The 18334-nt window shown below is 72.6% G+C and carries 17 protein-coding genes; 8 read left to right on the top strand and 9 right to left on the bottom strand.

Annotated elements, in window-relative coordinates; translation table 11 throughout:
* Positions 1-18 precede the first annotated feature (18 nt).
* Positions 19-633, top strand: coding sequence for a response regulator transcription factor (locus EPO13_11805; protein TAK68312.1), 615 nt, complete (start codon positions 19-21; stop codon positions 631-633).
* Positions 634-754: 121 nt separating this feature from the next.
* Here EPO13_11805 and EPO13_11800 read toward each other — a convergent pair whose 3' ends face one another.
* The 3 genes from EPO13_11800 to EPO13_11790 are packed head-to-tail and all read right to left on the bottom strand — an operon-like array spanning position 755 to position 5029.
* Positions 755-1555 (bottom strand): siderophore-interacting protein, encoded by an 801-nt coding sequence (locus tag EPO13_11800; GenBank protein ID TAK68229.1) that lies wholly within the window; start codon positions 1553-1555, stop codon positions 755-757.
* Between the two features lie 10 nt (positions 1556-1565).
* A complete protein-coding gene (locus EPO13_11795) occupies positions 1566-3806 on the bottom strand; it encodes an AAA family ATPase (GenBank protein TAK68228.1) in 2241 nt (746 codons plus the stop codon).
* Positions 3803-5029, bottom strand: a complete 1227-nt coding sequence (locus tag EPO13_11790; protein ID TAK68227.1) for an L-2-hydroxyglutarate oxidase — start codon at positions 5027-5029, stop codon at positions 3803-3805. Before EPO13_11790 ends, EPO13_11795 begins: the two co-directional genes overlap by 4 nt.
* A 126-nt stretch (positions 5030-5155) precedes the next feature.
* Here EPO13_11790 and EPO13_11785 point away from each other — a divergent pair, with 126 nt between their 5' ends.
* The 3 genes from EPO13_11785 (at position 5156) to EPO13_11775 (ending at position 8609) form a co-directional block, all read left to right on the top strand.
* Positions 5156-6988: a diguanylate cyclase gene (locus EPO13_11785; GenBank protein ID TAK68226.1), complete on the top strand. Its 1833-nt coding sequence runs from the start codon at positions 5156-5158 to the stop codon at positions 6986-6988.
* Positions 6989-7132: 144 nt separating this feature from the next.
* Entirely contained in the window at positions 7133-8161 is a 1029-nt protein-coding gene (locus EPO13_11780; GenBank protein TAK68225.1) for an amidohydrolase, read from the top strand.
* A gap of 61 nt (positions 8162-8222) precedes the next feature.
* Positions 8223-8609 (top strand): hypothetical protein, encoded by a 387-nt coding sequence (locus tag EPO13_11775; GenBank protein TAK68224.1) that lies wholly within the window; start codon positions 8223-8225, stop codon positions 8607-8609.
* A gap of 94 nt (positions 8610-8703) precedes the next feature.
* Here EPO13_11775 and EPO13_11770 read toward each other — a convergent pair whose 3' ends face one another.
* Genes EPO13_11770 through EPO13_11755 form a run of 4 tightly spaced genes read right to left on the bottom strand, consistent with a single transcriptional unit; the run spans position 8704 to position 12449 of the window.
* Positions 8704-9462, bottom strand: coding sequence for a succinate dehydrogenase/fumarate reductase iron-sulfur subunit (locus EPO13_11770; protein ID TAK68223.1), 759 nt, complete (start codon positions 9460-9462; stop codon positions 8704-8706).
* A complete protein-coding gene (locus EPO13_11765) occupies positions 9459-11360 on the bottom strand; it encodes a fumarate reductase/succinate dehydrogenase flavoprotein subunit (protein TAK68222.1) in 1902 nt (633 codons plus the stop codon). The genes EPO13_11770 and EPO13_11765 overlap by 4 nt, the downstream gene beginning before the upstream one ends.
* A gap of 31 nt (positions 11361-11391) precedes the next feature.
* Positions 11392-12180, bottom strand: a complete 789-nt coding sequence (locus EPO13_11760) for a hypothetical protein (protein TAK68221.1) — start codon at positions 12178-12180, stop codon at positions 11392-11394.
* Positions 12177-12449 carry a hypothetical protein gene (locus tag EPO13_11755; GenBank protein ID TAK68220.1) on the bottom strand — a complete coding sequence of 91 codons (273 nt, stop codon included), beginning with the start codon at positions 12447-12449 and terminating at the stop codon, positions 12177-12179. Before EPO13_11755 ends, EPO13_11760 begins: the two co-directional genes overlap by 4 nt.
* 233 nt (positions 12450-12682) lie before the next feature.
* Here EPO13_11755 and EPO13_11750 point away from each other — a divergent pair, with 233 nt between their 5' ends.
* From EPO13_11750 to EPO13_11735, 4 genes are all read left to right on the top strand, one after another.
* Entirely contained in the window at positions 12683-13696 is a 1014-nt protein-coding gene (locus EPO13_11750) for a ribonuclease BN (GenBank protein TAK68311.1), read from the top strand.
* Between the two features lie 270 nt (positions 13697-13966).
* Entirely contained in the window at positions 13967-14107 is a 141-nt protein-coding gene (locus EPO13_11745) for a DUF4244 domain-containing protein (protein TAK68310.1), read from the top strand.
* A 146-nt stretch (positions 14108-14253) separates the two neighbouring features.
* Positions 14254-14715: a pilus assembly protein gene (locus EPO13_11740; GenBank protein ID TAK68219.1), complete on the top strand. Its 462-nt coding sequence runs from the start codon at positions 14254-14256 to the stop codon at positions 14713-14715.
* Positions 14712-15317: a hypothetical protein gene (locus EPO13_11735; protein TAK68218.1), complete on the top strand. Its 606-nt coding sequence runs from the start codon at positions 14712-14714 to the stop codon at positions 15315-15317. Before EPO13_11740 ends, EPO13_11735 begins: the two co-directional genes overlap by 4 nt.
* Here the strand turns inward: EPO13_11735 and EPO13_11730 are convergent.
* Entirely contained in the window at positions 15229-15888 is a 660-nt protein-coding gene (locus EPO13_11730; GenBank protein TAK68217.1) for a hypothetical protein, read from the bottom strand. The two genes, EPO13_11735 and EPO13_11730, sit on opposite strands and share 89 nt — an antisense overlap.
* Before the next feature lie 39 nt (positions 15889-15927).
* Positions 15928-18318, bottom strand: a complete 2391-nt coding sequence (locus EPO13_11725) for a DEAD/DEAH box helicase (protein ID TAK68216.1) — start codon at positions 18316-18318, stop codon at positions 15928-15930.
* Positions 18319-18334 lie beyond the last annotated feature (16 nt).

The following is an 18334-nucleotide window of genomic DNA, read 5'->3' as shown; positions in this document are numbered from 1 at the left end:
GTGGTCGACGACCATCCGATGTGGCGGGACGCGGTCGCGCGGGGGCTGGCCGAGTCCGGGCTCCAGGTCGTGGCCGTCCTCGGCGAAGGCTCGCGGGCCCTCGACGTCGTCCGAGCGACCCGGCCCGACGTCGCCGTGGTCGACCTGCAACTGCCCGACATCACCGGGGTGCAGGTCGTGCTGGCCCTGCAGGAACTCGACGCACCGCCGCGGGTGCTGATGCTGTCGGCCAGCGGGGAACGCGCCGATGTCCTGGAGGCCGTCAAGGCCGGCGCCACGGGTTATCTCACCAAGTCCGCGACGAACGAGGAACTCGCCGACGCGGTGCTGCGGACGGCGCGCGGTGAGGCCGTGTTCAGCGCCGGATTGGCCGGTCTCGTGCTGGGCGAGTTCCGCCGGATGTCGACGGCCATGCAGAACGAGGGCACCGACGGGCCGCGGCTGACCGAACGCGAGACCGAGGTGCTTCGTCTGGTGGCGAAGGGCTTGACCTACAAGGACATCGCCGACCGGCTCGTGCTGTCGCATCGCACGGTCCAGAACCACGTGCAGAACGTCCTGGTCAAACTCCAGCTGCACAACCGGGTCCAGCTGACTCGGTACGCCATCGAGCATGGTCTCGACGGAACCTGACCGACGGAACCTGGCGGACGGAAACTGCCGACGGGACCTGACCGACGGAACCTGGCTGATGGCAACGGACGGAAACTGGCCGACGGGAACTGCTGACAGGAACGGATCGGCCGCGGCCCTGCTACGGCGCGTCGTCGGCGACGCCGAGCTGCCAGTAGCCCTTCACCGAGACTTCCGCGGCCGGGCCACACCGCTGTGCCAGCAGCGTGCGGGCCGGGCGTACCAGGCTGGATTCGCCTGCGGCCCAAGCCAGCACGTGGCCGGCGGGCAGGTCGACCGCAGCCAGGGCCGCCAGCAGCGCGGCGGCCGGCGCGGCGGTACCGCGATGAACCCAGGTCAGGTCGACGTCCGCGGCGGACGGCAGGTCGATCTGTTCGGCGGCGTCGGGCACCTCGACGACGACGGCGGCCCGCGCGCCGGGCGGCAGTTCCTCCAGTCGCCGGCCGATCGCCGGCAGCGCGGTCTGGTCCCCCGCCAGCACGAACGCGTCGTAGTCCACCCCGACCACGCGGGAGCCGCGCGGGCCGGCCACGCCGAGTAGGGAGCCGGGTACCGCCGCCGCGGCCCAGGCCGAGGCCGGTCCCTCGTCGCCGTGCACGACCAGTTCGAGCTCCAGTTCCCGCCGCACCGGGTCGTAGCGGCGGGGGGTGTAGTCGCGCATCGCCGGGCGGATGCCGTCCGGCCATTGCACGCCGCCGGACGGTGACGGTTCCGGCAGCAGCAACTGGCCGTCCGCACCGGGAAAGCAGAGCTTCACGTGGTCGTCGGCAGCGAGGCTGGTGAAGCCGGCGAGGTCGTCGCCGGCCACGGTGATCCGGCGCAGCTGCGCGGTGAGGTCCTCGACGCGGCTGACCCGGGTCCGTCGTACGCCGGTGACCTCGTGCCGGACCACCTGCGTTCGTACCGCGACCACGGCGCCCAGTCTGCCGGACCTACAGCTGCCGCAGCGCGGGCGGCAGCTCGCGGGCGTGCACCAGCACTAGCCGCTGGGTGGGTCGGGTCAGCGCCACGTAGAGGTCGTGCGCGCCGAACTCCGACTGCCCGAGCAGGTCCGCGGGTTCGACCAGGACCACCGTGTCGAACTCCAGGCCCTTGACCTCCTCGACGCCGAGGACGGCGACCGGCCGGTCGAGCGCGGCCGCGGCGCTCCCCGCGGTCCCCGGCGGCAGGCCGGCGATGATCGCCTGCCGGAGTTCGGCGTACCCGCGGCGGGGCAGGACCACCGCGATCCGGCCCTCGCCGGTCGCGCGCGCGGCGGCCGCGACCGCGCCGGTGACCGCGGCCCAGTCGCCCGCGGCGACCCGGACGGCCACCGGGTCGTCCTCGCCGTCGCGGACCGAACTCGGTGGCTGCGTGGTGATGCCGGCGTCGGCGAGCACGCGTGCCGCGGCGGCCATGATCCGGGCCGGCGTGCGGTAGTTGACGGTCAGTTCCTCGACTCGCCAGCGCCCGGCGAACGAGGCGTCCAGCGCCGCCGCCCAGGACGTCGAGCCGGCCGGCGAGCCGGTCTGGGCCACGTCGCCCACCACGGTCATCGACTTCATCGGACACCGCCGGGCCAGCAGCCGCCAGGCCATCGCCGACAACTCCTGCGCCTCGTCCACCACGACGTGGCCGTAGGCCCAGCTGCGGTCGGCCGCCGCCCGTTCGGCGACGTCGAGGACGGGCCCGTGGTCGGCGAACCGGTCGACGAGGGTCTCGGCGGACACCATCCCGCCGCCCGACCCGCCCAGCACCTGCCGGGCATACGCCAGGTCGGCCGCGCGCTCGTTGGCCCGCAGCCGTGCCTGCGCCCGTTCGGCCTCGTCGTCCTCGCCGAGCAGTTCGGCCGCCTCGTCCAGCAACGGGACGTCCGACCGGGTCCACGGGCTACCCGGATCCCGTTGCAGCAGAGCACATTCGGCGGCACTCAGCTGCGGCGCGGCGGCTTGCCGCCGCTGCGGGTTGGCGTACAGGTCGCTCAGCAGTTGCTCCGGCGTCAGCGGCATCCAGGCGAGGTTGACCGCTCGGCGGACGTCGCGGCTGCCGCGCAGCGTCTCGACGAAGTCCGCGTGGTCGCCGGCGTCCGGCGACGACACACCGGCGTCGCGGGCCAGCAGGTCGGCGAGGTGATTCAGCAGGTCGCGGACGAACCCGACGCGGGCGAGATTGTGCGGCTTGCCCGACCGGCGGGCGCGGTCGCGGGCACCGGCGACGACCGCAGGCCGCAGCAGGATCGTGTGACCCTCGACGTCCAGCGGCACCGGCGCCTCCGGGACGCGCTGCCGGGCCCGTACCGCGTTGGCCAGGACCTCGGCCATCCGCAGGTCGCCCTTCAGCGCGGCGACCGCCGGGACGTCGTCGATGTCGGCGACCACGCCGGGATAGAGCCCGCCGGCCGTCGTGGTCACCACGCCGGTCTCGCCGAGCGAGGGCAGCACCTGCTCGATGTAGCGCAGGAACACCGGGCTGGGCCCGACCAGCAGCACTCCGCTGCGGCCCAGCCGTTCCCGGTGCGTGTACAGCAGGTACGCCGCGCGGTGCAGCGCCACCGCCGTCTTGCCGGTGCCGGGTCCGCCCTGCACGACCAGGACGCCGGGGAGGTCGGCGCGGATGATGCGGTCCTGTTCGGCCTGGATCGTGGCGACGATGTCGCCCATGCGGCCGGTGCGGTGGGCGCTCAGCGCGGCCAGCAGCGCCGGCTCGCCGCGCAACTGGGACCGCTCGGCGTCCGGCAGCGCGTCGAGGTCGAGGACCTCGTCGGTGAGACCGGTGACCGTACGGCCGCGGGTGCTCAGGTGCCGTCGGCGTACGACGTCGCCGGGCGCCGCCGCCGTCGCCTGGTAGAACAGCCGCGCCGCCGGTGCCCGCCAGTCCACCAGCAGCTGGCGCTGGTCGTCGTCGGAGAGCCCCAGCCGCCCGATGTGCCGGTCGCTGCCGTCGCTCAGGTCGAGCCGGCCGAAACACAACCGGTCCTCCACCGACCACAGTTGCGCCAGCCGGTCCTCGTGCAGCGCGGCGAACGAGTCGCGCTCGGACAGGTTCTGCGGGCTGCCGCCGGCGCGCGAGCGCCGGACCGCCGCCAACCGTTGCGCGGTCAGCGCCCGCAGGCCGTCGAGCCTGGCGTAGAGGTCCGCGACGTAGCGCTGCTCGTCGGCGAGGTCGGCATGGTCGGCGTCGAATTCCGTTGTCACGCCGCGGTTCCGTCCCGCCGGATGGTGCCGAGCGTGACGCCGGCCAGCTGCTCGGCGATGGCCAGGGCCGAGGTCGCCGCCGGCGACGGCGCGTTGCGGACGGTGACCACGGGCCCGGTACCCCCGATCCGGAAGTCGTCGACGAGGGTGCCGGCCGCGTCCACCGCCTGTGCCCGCACCCCCGACGGTCCGGGGGCGAGGTCGTCCGCGCGCAGGTCGGGCAGGAACGCCCGCGCCCCGTCAAGGAAGGACCGGGAACCGAGTGAGCCGCGCAGTTCGCGGATGCCGGTTCGCCAGTGCCGTCGCGCCAGCGCCGCGGCGCCCGGAGTCCGCAGCAGCGTGCGCAGGTCGGCCAGGTCGACGTCCCGCCGGCGGTACCCCTCGCGGGCCGTCGCGAGCACCGCGTTGGGCCCCACGTCGACCGTGCCGTCCACCCGGGGGGTCAGGTGGACGCCGAGGAACGGGTAGCGGGGGTCCGGGACCGGATAGACCAGGCCACGCACCAGCGCGGCGGCGCGGGGGGTCAGCCGGCGGTACTCCCCCCGGAACGGAATGATCGCCGGCCCGCCGCTGTCCCCGGCCAGCGCCGCGACCCGGTCGGCCTGCAGCCCGGCGCACACGATCAGGCGGTCGACCACCACCTCGCGGTCCCCGTCGCTGACCGCGATCGCGTCGCCGCGGCGGTCGACCCGGCGTACGGCGAACCCCAGTTGTAGCTGGCCGCCCGCGGCCTGCACGTCGGCCGCCAGCGCCCGGGCGACCGCGGCGTAGTCCACGATCGCGGTCCGCGGCGAGTGCAGTCCGGCGGTGGCGGCCACGTTCGGCTCGACGTCGGCGATCCCCGCCGGCCCGAGCCAGGCCAGCCCGGGTACGCCGTTCTCCCGCGCCCGGCGCTCGATCTCGCGCAGCGCGGCGACCTGGGCCGGCCCGTGGGCGACGACGAGCTTGCCGCACTCGACGTACGGCAGCCCCCGCTCGGCGCAGTACGCCGCGAGCAGCGTCGCGCCCCGGCGGCACAACCGCGCCTTGAGCGACCCGGGTTGGTAGTACAGCCCGGCGTGCACCACGCCGCTGTTGTGACCGGTCTGGTGGGCCGCGACCCGGTCTTCCTTCTCCAGGACGGTCACCGTGGCACCCGGCAGCCGGGAGCCGAGTTCCCGTGCCACGGCCAGCCCGATGATCCCGGCGCCGACGACGCCGACCCGCCCGACGCCGGTGGTCACGGCCGACCATCGTAGGCGGGCGACCCTCAAGTGGTGACCGCTGCTGACGATGACTGTTCTGCACGTCGGCACGCAGCCGAGGTCGTATCGACTCGAGTCGGACCGCTCGCGAGGATTGGGGGCACGGTGCCCGGGACCGCCCTATGGCGACTGGTGAGCCGGTGGCTGCTGTGCACCGCGATCATGGTGCTGGCCTCGGCCGTGGCGGTCGCCGCCCGGCCAGCCGGTACCGAGGTTCCGGTCTTCCGGACCGCGTCCGGCCTCGCGATCGGCCTGCTGGTCAGCGGAGTCGTGGGCTTCCGGTTCGCCGTCAGCGCGGTGGTCGCGGCCGGCCTGGTCGCCGCCATCCCCTCCTACAGCCCGGGTGCCTCGGCGGCGTGGCAGGCGGTGCTCAGCGGTGTCGCGGTGGCGGTGACGGGGCTGGTCTTCCGGCGGCTGGTGCGCTGGCGACCGGTCCGCCGGGCGGCAGGCAGGGAACCGGGACTCGGCCGCCGGTTGGCCGAGCCGCGCGACCTGGCCGCCCTGATCGCCGCCGGCCTTGCCGGAGCGGTGGTGCTGGCCATCTGCAGTCTGGTCGTGGTCCGGTCGGGGGACGGCGGCGTCGCCTGGACCACGTTCGGCCTGACCGCCGCATCCTTCGTCGCGACGGTCGTGGTCGGGTCGACGACGGTCCTGCTGGTGGTGAGCCGGCGAGGCTCGTTGCGCGACGAGTGGCGCCCGGAGCTCGGCGTCCAGCTGGCCGCGACGGCCGCCTCGGTCGCGCTGGTCTTCTGGTCGCAGCAGGACCTGCCGCTGTCGTACCTCCCGCTGCCGTTCCTCGTGTGGGCGGCGTTGCGGTTCCGGCCCGTGGTGGTGGCCGTGGAGCTGGTGGCGGTCGCGATCGTGGTGAGCTTCCTGACCTTGCGCGGGTCCGGGCCGATCGCGGTCAACGCGGGAGCCGACAGTGCCCTGGCCGTTGGGCTCACCCAACTGTGGATCATCTGTATCGGCTCGACCGTGTTGTTCGTCGCGGTCCTGGTCGAGCAGCGGCGGACCACCATGGTGTCGCTCGGCACCCAGCAGCGGCTGCTCGAACGTGTCTTCGACAGTTCCTCGCTCGGCATCGTCATCCTCGACGTGGTGGCCGAGCCGACGCGGCTGGTGCGCGCGAACCGGGCGGCCACCCAACTGCTTGGCGGCGCCGACCTGCCGAGTTGGGGCAGCCGCATCCCGGCACCCCAGCGCCGCGCGCTACGCGCGGCCATCGCGGACCTGGTCGCGGGCGAGACGACGGAGTGCCGGCTCGACGTGACGTACGCCGGACCCGATCAGACCCGGGTACTCGAGGTGTATCTCGCCCCGGTCGTGCTGGAACACGCCGAGGTCGAGCAGATCGTCTGCCAGGTCGAGGACGTCACGGTCCGGACCGCTGAGGCGATGCGACTGCGGACGCTCGCCGACCACGACTACCTGACCGGTGCGGTGACGCGGGCCCGATTGCTGGCCGAGCTCGGCGCTGCGCTGGCCACCTGCCGGGCCGACGGGCGACAGCTGGGACTGGCGTTCGCCGATCTCGACGATTTCAAGGCGGTCAACGATGCCGCCGGCCATGCCGCCGGGGACGCCGTGCTGGTGGCAGTGGGCCAGCGGCTTGCGGCGACGGTTCGGCCGGAGGACGTCGTTGCCCGCCTCGGCGGCGACGAGTTCGTCGTGCTGTGCCCGGGGGTGCAGGACGGCGACAGCATGCTGGCGGTGGGCCGCCGGCTGCTGGCGGCGGTGAGCGCGCCGGTCGCCTACGGCGAGGCGGCGTTCGAGCCGAGCGTCAGCATCGGCGTGATCGTGTCCGGTGGGGACGTCAGCCCGCAGGACCTGCTCGCGCTGGCCGACCGGGCGATGTACCGCGCCAAGCGGGACGGCAAGGCCCAGGTCCACCTGCTGCCGACGACGGACAACGTCGGCGCCGGTCGTACGCCGAGCTGACCGACGGGCGGGTCCGCCCTCCCCGGTGGTCCACCGTGCTGTCGACGGTTCCGGGTGGTTGACGGTCCCGGGTGGTTGACACCGCGCCCGCCGACGGTTCCGGGTGGTTGACACCGCGCCCGCCGGCGGCCACCGTCGCGGACTGTGCCCACCGATCACGCCCCTGTGGCCGTCGAGCCTGTCGCCGTCGCCCCTGTCGAGCCGCAGCTACCGGTCATCGATGCGCATCACCACCTGTTCCCGGACGACGCCGGCCCGCTGCGGTGGGGGCGTTACGGCCTGACCGAACTGGCCGCGGACTTCGACGCCGGGCATCAGGTGGTCGGTTCGGTGTTCCTCGAGTGCGGCGCGGCGTACCGCACCGACGGCCCCCCGCTGCTGCGCCCGGTCGGCGAATCGGAGTGGCTGGCGAGCCTGCACACGCCGCCGGAGATGATCTGCGGGGTTGTCGCGTTCGCCGACGTCCGGGCCGGCGCCGGGATCGTGCCGGTCCTGGACGGGCACGCCGCGGCGCTGGGCGATCGGTTCAAGGGCATCCGATTCGTCGTCGGCCACGACGACAGTCCGGAGCTCATCAGCACCCGCTGGCCGTTGCCACCGCGCACCCTGGTCTCGCCCGAGGTCCTCGCCGCCGTGGCCGCCGTCGCCGAACGTCAGCTGACGTTCGAGACCTGGGTGTACTTCCATCAGCTCGACCAGGTCGCCGAACTCGCCGCGGCAGTGCCGCAGGCGACGATCGTGCTGGACCATCTCGGCGGCCCTGCTGCCGCCGGCCCGTACGCGTCGCGTCGTACCGAGGTTCTCGCGCAGTGGCGCGACGGCCTGGCGGCCGTGGCGGCGTACGACAACGTCGTGCTCAAGGTGAGTGGGTTGGGTTTCGACCCGTATCTGCCGCCGGGCGCCGCGAGCCCGCGAACCGACGTGCAGCTGGCCGACTACTGGGCCGAACCGGTCCACTACGCCCTCGAGGTGTTCGGAACCCGGCGATGCATCGCCGGCAGCAACTTCCCGGTGGACGGCCTGCAGATCGACTACGTGACGACGTGGAACGCCCTGAAACTGCTGACCGCGACGTTGCCGGCCGACGGCCGCGACGAGGTGCTGTGCGGTACGGCGAGGAGCGTCTACGGACTCGTGACGAGCGGAACCGGTGCGGGGCAGGCGGTACCGTAGCCCGGCCGGCTCGACGACGGGTCGTGATGACTGGTCGGGGCAGCAGTTCGAGGAGGACGTCGTGCAGTTCCTGATGGTGATGACGAACGCGGTCGAGGGGACCGACGAGGAGTTCAACGCCTGGTACGACGGCCGCCACGTGGCCGACGTCCTGGCGCTGGACGGCTTCGTGGCCGCACAGCGTTTCGTCTTCACGCCGACCGAGGGGAATCCGACCGCGCCCTACAAGTACCTCGCGATGTACATCGTCGCCGACGGCGACATCGAACGCGCGGAGCGGGCGCTGCGAGCTTCACGGGAGGCAGCGCGACGGGCCGCCGCGGAGGGCACCGAATCGCCGATGCCGATCTCTGCGACGCTGTCCGGGGAGCGGGCCACCTGGTGGTTCACCAGTCTGGGTGAGCAGGTGACCGCCGAGTCGCTGCAGGCCGCCGCCAACGGCGCCTGAACCCGGCGGCGCCGGCCGGCTGGAACCTCCGGCCCGCGCCGACCGGGACTGAGCCGGTCCGGATACCCCGGCCGGGCCGGAATCGGCGGCCGTGTCAGGCGGGGCCGGACTTGCCCCGCAGCTTGCGCGACAGAGCCCGCAGCGGGTCGTACTTGACGTCGACCACGCGTTCCTTCATGGGGATGATGGCGTTGTCGGTGATCTTGATGTGTTCTGGGCAGACCTCGGTGCAGCACTTGGTGATGTTGCACAGGCCGAGCCCGTGCTGGCCCTGGGCCTCACGCTTGCGGTCGACGGTGTCCAGCGGATGCATGTCCAGTTCGGCGAGCCGGATGAAGAACCGGGGGCCGGAGAACGCCGGCTTGTTCTCGTCGTGGTCACGCACAACATGGCAGGTGTTCTGGCACAGGTAGCACTCGATGCACTTGCGGAATTCCTGACTGCGCGCCACGTCGACCTGCTGCATCCGGTATTCGCCGGGACCCAGGTCGGCGGGACCGGCAAACGACGGCACCTCCCGCGCCTTCGCGTAGTTGAAGGAGACATCGGTGACCAGGTCCCGCACGACCGGGAACGCCCGCAACGGGGTGACGGTCACCGTCTCGGTTTCGGTGAAGGTGTTCATACGGGTCATGCACATCAGCCGGGGCCGGCCGTTGACCTCGGCGCTGCAGGAGCCGCACTTGCCGGCCTTGCAGTTCCACCGCACCGCGAGATCCGGAGCGGTGGTCGCCTGCAGCCGATGGATCACGTCGAGGACCACCTCGCCCTCGTTGACCTCGACGTCGAAGTCCTGCAGCGCACCGGCATCGTTGTCACCGCGCCATACCCGGAAACTCGCCTGATAGCTCATGTCGTCGCCTCTCCGGGCAGCCTGGCCAGTTCGTCGTCAGTGAGGTACTTGGACAGTTCGGAGACCTCGAAGAGACCGAGCAGCTCGTCGGGCATCACCGGCAGCGGCTGCTGCTGCACCGAGATGGTCTGCTCGCCGGTCAACGAGCAGACCAGATTGACCAGCCGCCACTGCGAACTCATCCCGGGGAAGTCGTCCCGGGTGTGTCCGCCGCGCGACTCCTCGCGCAGCAGCGCGGCTCTGGCGATGCACTCGGACACCAGCAGCATGTTGTGCAGGTCGAGGGCGAGGTGCCAGCCGGGGTTGAACTGGCGATGCCCTTCGACGCTGACGCGGGCGGCCCGGTCGCGCAGGGTCGCCAGCCGGTCCAGCGCGGACTGCATTTCCGCGGCGGTCCGGATGATGCCGACCAGATCGTTCATGATCTGTTGCAGGTCCTGATGCAGCGTGTACGGATTCTCTCCGCCCTCGTTGCCGAACGGCGCGAGCGCCGCGGTCGCCGCCGCGTCGACCGCGGCGTCGTCGACGGCGGGACGGGGCCCGTGCAAGGCCCCGACGTACGCCGCTGCGCCGGCACCGGCTCGCCGTCCGAACACCAGCAGGTCGGACAAGGAGTTGCCTCCCAGCCGGTTCGAGCCGTGCATGCCGCCGGCGACCTCACCGACGGCGAACAGACCCGGTACGCGAGCGGCTGCCGCGGTCTCCGGGTCGACCTCGATCCCGCCCATCACGTAGTGGCAGGTCGGGCCGACCTCCATGGGCTCGGCGGTGATGTCGACGTCGGCGAGTTCTTTGAACTGGTGGTGCATCGACGGCAGCTTCGCCCGGATCGTGTCGGCCGGCAGCCGGGACGAGACGTCGAGGAAGACGCCGCCGTGCGGCGAGCCGCGCCCGGCCTTCACCTCGGCATTGATGGCGCGGGCGACCTCGTCGCGTGGCAGCAGTTCGGGTGGCCGCAGATTGTTGTCCGGATCGGTGTACCAGCGGTCGCCCTCCGCCTCGGACTTCGCGTACTTGTCCTTGAAGACGTCCGGGACGTAGTCGAACATGAAGCGCTTGCCGTCGGAGTTGGTGAGCACGCCGCCGTCGCCGCGCACCGACTCGGTGACCAGGATGCCCTTCACGCTCGGCGGCCAGACCATGCCGGTCGGATGGAACTGGATGAACTCCATGTTCAGCAGCGTGCTGCCGGCGCGCAGCGCCAGCGCGTGCCCGTCGCCGGTGTACTCCCAGGAGTTGCTGGTGACCTTGAACGACTTTCCGATGCCACCGGTCGCCAGGATCACCGCGGGAGCGGTGAACAGGACGAATCGGCCGCTCTCCCGCCAGTAGCCGAAAGCACCGGCGACACGGTCGCCGTCGCGCATGACGTCGGTAATGGTGCACTCGGCGAAGACCCGCAGATTCGCCTCGTAGTCGCCGGTCGCGGCGAAGTCTTCCTGTTGCAGCGCAACGATCCGCTGCTGCAGCGTCCGGATGAGTTCCAGCCCGGTGCGGTCGCCGACGTGCGCCAGCCGCGGGTACTCGTGTCCGCCGAAGTTGCGCTGGCTGATGCGGCCGTCGGCGGTCCGGTCGAACAGTGCACCCCAGGTCTCCAGCTCCCAGACCCGGTCCGGTGCCTCCTTGGCGTGCAGCTCGGCCATCCGCCAGTGGTTGAGGAACTTGCCACCGCGCATCGTGTCGCGGAAGTGGACCTGCCAGCCGTCGTGGGAGTTGACGTTGCCCATCGAGGCAGCGATGCCGCCCTCGGCCATGACGGTATGGGCCTTGCCGAACAAGGACTTGCAGATGATCGCCGTACGCATTCCCTGGGCCCTGGCCTCGATCGCCGCTCGCAGGCCGGCGCCGCCCGCCCCGACCACCACCACGTCGTAGGCGTGCCGTTCGATTTCCACCATCGTGTGCGCGGCCTCCCGCCGTCCGGTCGTACTAGAAGAACGTGATGTCCGTGATCGTGCCCGCGGCCAGCAGCCGGACGTACAGGTCGGTCAGCGCGACACCGAACAGCGAGATCCACGCGAAGATCGCGTGCCGGGCGTTGAGACCGGAGATCCAGGTCCAGGCCTTGTAGCGCAACGGATGCCGGGAGAAGTGGGTCAGGCGGCCACCGATGGTGTGCCGGCAGGTGTGGCAGGACGCCGAGTACAGCCACAGCAACGTCGCGTTGGTGAGCAGGATGAGCGTCCCGAGTCCCATGTGTCCCCACTGCCCCGCCGGATTCCGGAAGGCGACGATGGCGTCGTACGTGAGGATCACGTTGAAGATCAACCCGACGTAGAAGAACCACCGGTGGGCGTTCTGCACGATCAGCGGGAACCGGGTCTCGCCGCTGTAACCGCGGTGCGGCTCGGCAACCGCGCAGGCCGGTGGCGACAGCCAGAACGAGCGGTAGTACGCCTTGCGGTAGTAGTAGCAGGTCAGCCGGAATCCCAACGGGAAGACCAGGATGAGCAACGCCGGCGACAGGGTCCACCAGCCGCCCACCGGCGTCCACCACCCGTGCGAGGCCTCACCGCAGGAGGTGGCCAGGCAGGGGGAGTAGAAGGGCGAGATGTAGGGCGCGGCGTAGTAGTAGGCGTTCTCGAAGGCTCGCCAGGTCGAATAGATGACGAAGGCGATCAGCACCGCCGCCGTGATCGCCGGCTGCACCCACCAGGCGTCTGTCCGCAGGGTACGGGCGGAAATCTCCGCGCGGCCCGCGGTCCGGACGCCGCTCAACGTCGCCCGATACCTTCGTCGTGGGCGTCGGAGAACAGTTCCGGTGGATAGTCCCCGTCGGGGACGAGGATGACCTCGCGGGATTCCGCTGCGCGCTGCAGGGCGTCGTCGCCGACGATCAGCCGAAGGTCGTCGGACAGCCGCGAGACATCCACTGCCAGGCGGTGCACGTCGATCGAATCGCCGTGCTCGGCGGTCAGTGCCCGGACGACCCGCTGCAGCTCACCGACTGCTGCGCGGGCCGACGCCAGATCGTGGTGCTCGGTCATCGACGGGACCTCCACTGGGCTCATCACCATCGCAAGACGGCCGGGGCCAGTGTGTCTCAGGTCACCGTCTCGCGCTAGATCGCGACCGCGGCGATTCCGTGCCACAGGGATGTGGGCTGGCGACGCGCCAGCGGGGTTTTCCCGGCGGGGCGGTCGGGCACAGTAGGGCTGTGCCGCAGATCGCGCAGATCGTGGGCGCGGCGGGCCGTCGCGTCACCACGCTGGTGTCGACCGTGGTCGGCAGAGTGGACACCCTGCAACGCAACCATGCGGTCTTCGGGTTTCCGTACGCCGTGGTGAAGAAGTACGGCGACGACGAGGCCGGCAAGCAGGCGGCACTGGTCACCTACTACGGCTTCCTCAGCGTCTTCCCGATCCTGCTGCTGGTCGTCACGGTGGCGACTCGGGTGCTGGTCGACAACGTGGAGCTTCGCCAGCAGGTGATCGACGCGGTGGTGCCGGCCGATCTGCGGGATGCGGTGAACTCGGCGGTGCTGACGTTGCCGACCTCGGGACTGCCGCTGATCATCGGCATCGTCGGCCTGTTGCTGACCGGGACCGGAGTGGTCTTCTCCGCCTACGACGCGTTGAACCACCTGGCCGGGGTGCCCCACCGGGATCGGTTCAGCTTCGTTCCCCGCTACCTGCGAGCGCTCGCGATGCTCGTGGTCACGCTGATCGGGGCGTTCGGCGTCGGCGTGCTGAGCGTGCTGGCCGGTTCGCTGCCCGACATCGCCGGGGCGGGCCGCATCGCCGGCCTGGTCGGCGCAGCCCTTGTCGTGTTCGTCGTTCTCGTGCTGGCCGCGAAGCTATTGGTGGCCCGGCCGGTCGCGCTGAGCGCGGTGTGGCCTGCCGCGGCACTCGGGTCGGTGACCGTCGCGCTCATGCTCGTGCTCGGTGGCCAGCTGCTCACCTACCTGGTGTCACGCTCCGGTCCGCTGTACGGCAGTTTCGCCACGGTCGTCGGGCTCTTCTCGTTGATCTACCTGGTCAGCCAGGCCCTCATGTACTCGGCCGAGGTCGCCTTGGTACGCCGGCGCCGGGCGTGGCCGCGGGCGCTGGACGCCAGTCGGCCCACGGCAGCGGACCTGCGCGCCTACACCGCGTTGGCCCGTGAGCAGGAACGTACTCCCGGCGCTCGGGTGTCCTGGCGGTACTCACCGGCCGCCACCGCTGCCGGTGACGACTCCGACACCGGGGCGAAGACCGGATCCGCGGGTGGATCCACGGGGCAATCGGGCGCGTAGCGGGTGCCGGCGGGGAATCGGGCGAGAACCGCGGGAACCAGAAAGTGCCTGGGCGAGAGGCCCTCGACGTCCACAACTCGGTAGATCGGCGGACCGCCTCCACAGGTCGGCTGCTGCACCGGTCCGATCCAGCGTGCTGGCCGCAAGGTCACCTCGCGGCCCGACGCGGGTCGTCGCCCCGGCCGTCGCCGGGAACGAGGAGGACCCGTGCGCCACACCCTCGCGCGACTGCGCCATCGGGATGCGCGCCCGCGCCGTCGAGACGACGGTATGACGACTGCCGAGTACGCCGTCGGCACCGTCGCGGTCGCCGGTCTCGGCGGCCTGCTGCTGAAGCTGCTCACCAGCGACTGGTTCTGGTCGATCCTGCAGCGGATCTTCACCTGGGCGTTCCAGGCATTCCTGGGGTGAACGCTGCGTCAGCGCGCCGCGGGGACGGGCCGAACCCGGTCCGTCCCCGTCTCGCCGCAACCAAAGCCCGGACCGCTGTGGCCAGTTCGGCCGCTGCGCGACGCGGTCCTGTTCGTACGGCGTCCGCCCGCGCTACCGCCCGTGCAGTGCCGGGTCCCGGTACTGCCCGTACGGCGTCCGCCCGCGGTGACCTCTGTGCGGTGCCGGGTCACGGTGCTGCCCGCTCGGCGTCCGCCCGCGGCGACGTCCGGGTCCGGCAGGCCGGCATGGTCACGCTGGAAACCGCCCTGGCGATCCCGGTGCTGCTGGTCGTGGCGCTGAGCCTGCTGTGGCTCTCGGCCGTGGGCGTCGCCCAGCTGCGGGTCGGCGATGCGGCCCGGGCTGCTGCCCGGGTCGCGGCCCGGGGCGATGGCACCGTGGAGGCCCGGTCCGGTGTCCGGCAGGCCTATCCCGGTGCGGACTCCGAGATCGACGTGGACCGGCTGGCGGGCACGGTCAGCGTCACGGTGCGCCACCACGTCGTGATCCCGCTGCCCTGGTTCGACCACTGGGGCGTCACGGTCTCCAGCCGGGCGGTCGCCGACCTCGAAGAGGCCGGCGTCGCATGACCGGACGTGACGGCATGACCAGGCGTGACGGCATGACCAGGCGCGACACTGCCGGCGTCGACCGTGTGGGCCCGACTTCCGCCGGGACTGCTCGTGGCGGGACTCGGCCGCGACGGGCACGCGCCGGGAACTCGTCACGGCCCGGGCGCCGCCGCCGACGCCGGTCACCGTGGCGCAGCGACCGTGGTGCGGCGACGGTGTGGGCACTCTGCCTGGTCGCCCTGCTGGCCGTCGGCGGAACTGTCGCGCTGAGCGCCGCGCAGTTCGTCCTGGCGCGGCAGCGCGCCGACAATTCGGCCGACCTCGCCGCGGTGGCAGCGGCGGCGGGACTTCTCGCCGGCATCGCCGGGCCAGCGGCCGCCGACCCGTGCGCGAGGGCGGCCGTCGTCGCCGCCGAGAACGGGGCACGGCTCGAATCGTGCGTGCTGGATCGCCCCGGGGTCACCGCCGGTGTCGCCGTCTCGGTGCCGTTGCCGGATCTCGTCGGCCGAGTCGTTCGCGGGGCGCGAGCGCTCAGCGACGGCGGGTCTGACGCTTCACCGCGGCTTGCCGGCGTCGCTCGAGCAGCCGTTCGCGCCGGGCCGCCGCCTCGCCCGGGTTGACGGGACGGGCGGCGGGGCCGGCCGCAGCCAGCCGATGCGACCAGCGCAGGATCAGCATCCCGAGCGCCGCGCCCAGCACCGCCCCGAGGTAGCCGGCCAGCACGTTGTCCAGGTCGAGCGCGCGGGAGCCGGACGCCAGGGCCCGCAGCGCCTCCAGCGCGGTACCGAGCGCGGCGAGGACGAGGACGGCGCGCACCGGGTGTCCCCGCCAGAGCACGACGAGCAGGCAGGCCAGGGGGAGGAAGAGCAGGGCGCGGCCGGCGACCTGCGCGGCAGCGTTGCGCGGGTCCAGCGTGAACGACGACCCGACCTGCAACGCGACCGCTGCGGACGAGACATCACTGACCCCCGGTACGTCGTTGTCCGGCCGCAGCACGAGGACGGCGGCCACGATCACCGAGAGCGCGCCAACGCCCCACAGCACGGCTCTGGTCACCCAGGACAGCCGCACCCGGAACGCCTGGACGATCAGACCGGCCGTGATGGTCGCTCCGAGTAGCGCCAGCGGCGCCCAGGGCCCTACGCCCTGCAGCCAGGTCCAGAGCGTCCCGTCGAGGTCCACCAGCAGCAACCGTTCTCCCCGCGGCCGCCTCCCGGCCGCCCTGAGCGCTCACCCGTTCGGCGCATCGGCGTCAGCATGCCGCACCAGCTCCGCCAGCAGTCGGGAAGCCCCGCTCTTGTCCAGCGGCTCGTTGCCGTTGCCGCACTTGGGCGACTGCACGCACGACGGGCAGCCGGCGGGGCAGGCGCACCCGGCGACCGCGTCGCGGGTGGCGGTCAGCCACGCCCGGGCGGCCAGGAAACCGCGCTCGGCGAACCCGGCGCCGCCCGGGTGACCGTCGTACACGAAGACCGTGCACGCCCCGGTGTCCGGGTGCAGGGCCGTGGAGACGCCCCCGATGTCCCATCGGTCGCAGGTGGCGACCAGCGGCAGCAGTCCGATGCTGGCGTGTTCGGCGGCATGCGCAGCGCCGGCGACGTCCGCCTCGGTCAGGCCGGCCGCATCGAGTTGGGCTGCGGTGACGGTCCACCAGACGGCCCGGGTGTGCAGGTGGCGGGGCGGCAACTGCAGTGCTTCCTCGCCGAGCACCTCGCCGGTCAGCAGGCGGCGTCGCAGGTACGACACGACCGCGGACGTCACCTGCACCTCGCCGAAGCAGACCACCGCGTCCCCCCAGCTGCGTTCCTCCTCGCATCGAAGGATGCGGATGTCGCTGACCTGCCGCGCGTGAGTGCTGTGGTCCACCACGGCCGGGGCCACCAGCGCGACACCCGCGTCGAGGTCCAGCTGCTCGACCAGATACGTCCGGCCCTGGTGAACGTAGACCGCCCCGGCGTGCACGGTGGTGTGCGCCGCGGCCTGATCCACGGTGCCGAGCAGCCCGCCGGTCGCCGCCTCGACCACCTGGATCGCGGCGCCGCCGGTGCCGCGGAGGTCGGCCAGCGCGCTCGCGCGCTCTCGGTGCGTCCAGAACAGGCCGGCAGGCCGCCGTCGCAGCACGCCCCGCTCGACCAGGTCGTCGGCGACTCCCGCGGCGGCCGGGCCGAACCACCGGGGCAGGTCGTCGCCGGTCAGTGGCTGCTCGGCCGCCGCCGCAGCCAGGTGTGGGCCCAGGACGTAGGGGTTGTCCGGGTCCAGCACGGTGGCTTCCACCGGGGCGCCGAAGATCGCCGCCGGGTTGCCCACGAGGTAGCTGTCCAGCGGGTCGTCGCCCGCCACGAAGATCACCAGCGCGGCGGAGCCGTCGCGCCCCGCCCGCCCGGCCCGCTGCCACAGCGACGCCCGGGTCCCGGGCCAACCGGCCAGCAGGACGGCGTCGAGGCCGTGCACGTCGACGCCCAACTCCAGTGCGCTGGTGGTGGCCAGTCCGAGCAGCTGCCCGCTGCGGAGTCGGTGTTCCAGAGCCCGGCGTTCCTCCGGTAGGAACCCGGCCCGGTACGCCGCCACCCGGTCCGCCAACGCGGCGTCCACCGCGCCCAGCTTGTCCCGGGTCGCCACGGCGACCGTTTCGGCGCCGCGCCGCGACCGGACGAAGGCCAGCGTCCGGACACCCCCGGAGACCAGATCGGCCAGCAGCTCGGCCGTCTCGGCGGTGGCGCTGCGGCGTACCGGCGCACCGTGCTCCCCGACGAACGGGGTCATCGGCGGCTCCCACAGGGCGAACTGCACCGGCCCCCGCGGTGCTGTGTCGGTGTCCACGGCCGTCATGGGCAGGCCGGTCAGCCGGGTGGCGGTGGCAGCCGCGTCGGCGACGGTCGCCGACGCGCAGATGACGACCGGATCCGCGCCGTAGTGCGCCGCCACCCGGCGCAGCCGTCGCAGCACCGCCGCGACGTGCGAGCCGAAGACCCCGCGGTAGACGTGGCACTCGTCCACCACCACGTAGCGCAGCGCACGCAGGAAGCCGGCCCACGCCGGGTGGCCGGGCAGCAGCGCGTGGTGCACCAGGTCGGGATTGGTCAGCACGACCCCGGCGTGTGCCCGGATCCAGCTGCGGTCCTCGGTGGCGGTGTCACCGTCGTACGCCGCGACCCGCAGGCCCGGCAACCCGAGGTCGGCGATCGACCGCAGCTGGTCGTGCGCCAGCGCCTTCGTGGGCGCCAGGTACAAGGCGGTGGCACCGCGGCCGTCGGGGGCCCGCGCGCCGGCGAGCACCGCGGTCAGCACCGGCAGCTGGTAGGCCAGCGACTTGCCGGAGGCCGTGCCGGTCGCGATCACCACCGAGCGGCCGTCGTGGGCGAGGCCGGCAGCGCTCGCCTGGTGCGCCCAGGGCGCCTCGATGCCCCTGGCCTGCCAGGCCGCGACCAGGTCCGGGTCGGCCCACTGCGGCCAGCGGGCGGTGCGGCCTGCGGCAGCCGGGACGTGCTCGACATGCCGGAGCCGGTCGCGGCGACCGGCCGCGGCGAGCAGGCCGGCGAGCAGATCCGGGGGGCTGACGACCGTCACCGGTCGATCCTCCCTCGGCTGTGCGACAGTGAGGGCCCGCGCCGACGAGGACATCACGCCAGCTTGGGAG

The sequence above is a fragment of the Actinomycetota bacterium genome (genome assembly GCA_004297305.1).
Lineage (GTDB): Bacteria > Actinomycetota > Actinomycetes > S36-B12 > FW305-bin1 > FW305-bin1.
This window is presented reverse-complemented; position numbering and strand designations above follow the sequence as displayed.

What these genes read in the sequence shown, in the direction of transcription:
- EPO13_11805 (TAK68312.1), top strand. Translation starts at nt 19, where the DNA reads ATGTGGCGGGACGCGGTCGCGCGGGGGCTGGCCGAGTCCGGGCTCCAG.
- EPO13_11770 (TAK68223.1), bottom strand. Translation starts at nt 9,462, where the DNA reads ATGAGCTATCAGGCGAGTTTCCGGGTATGGCGCGGTGACAACGATGCC.
- EPO13_11765 (TAK68222.1), bottom strand. Translation starts at nt 11,360, where the DNA reads ATGGTGGAAATCGAACGGCACGCCTACGACGTGGTGGTGGTCGGGGCG.
- EPO13_11755 (TAK68220.1), bottom strand. Translation starts at nt 12,449, where the DNA reads ATGACCGAGCACCACGATCTGGCGTCGGCCCGCGCAGCAGTCGGTGAG.
- EPO13_11745 (TAK68310.1), top strand. Translation starts at nt 13,967, where the DNA reads ATGACGACTGCCGAGTACGCCGTCGGCACCGTCGCGGTCGCCGGTCTC.
- EPO13_11735 (TAK68218.1), top strand. Translation starts at nt 14,712, where the DNA reads ATGACCGGACGTGACGGCATGACCAGGCGTGACGGCATGACCAGGCGC.
- EPO13_11725 (TAK68216.1), bottom strand. Translation starts at nt 18,318, where the DNA reads ATGTCCTCGTCGGCGCGGGCCCTCACTGTCGCACAGCCGAGGGAGGAT.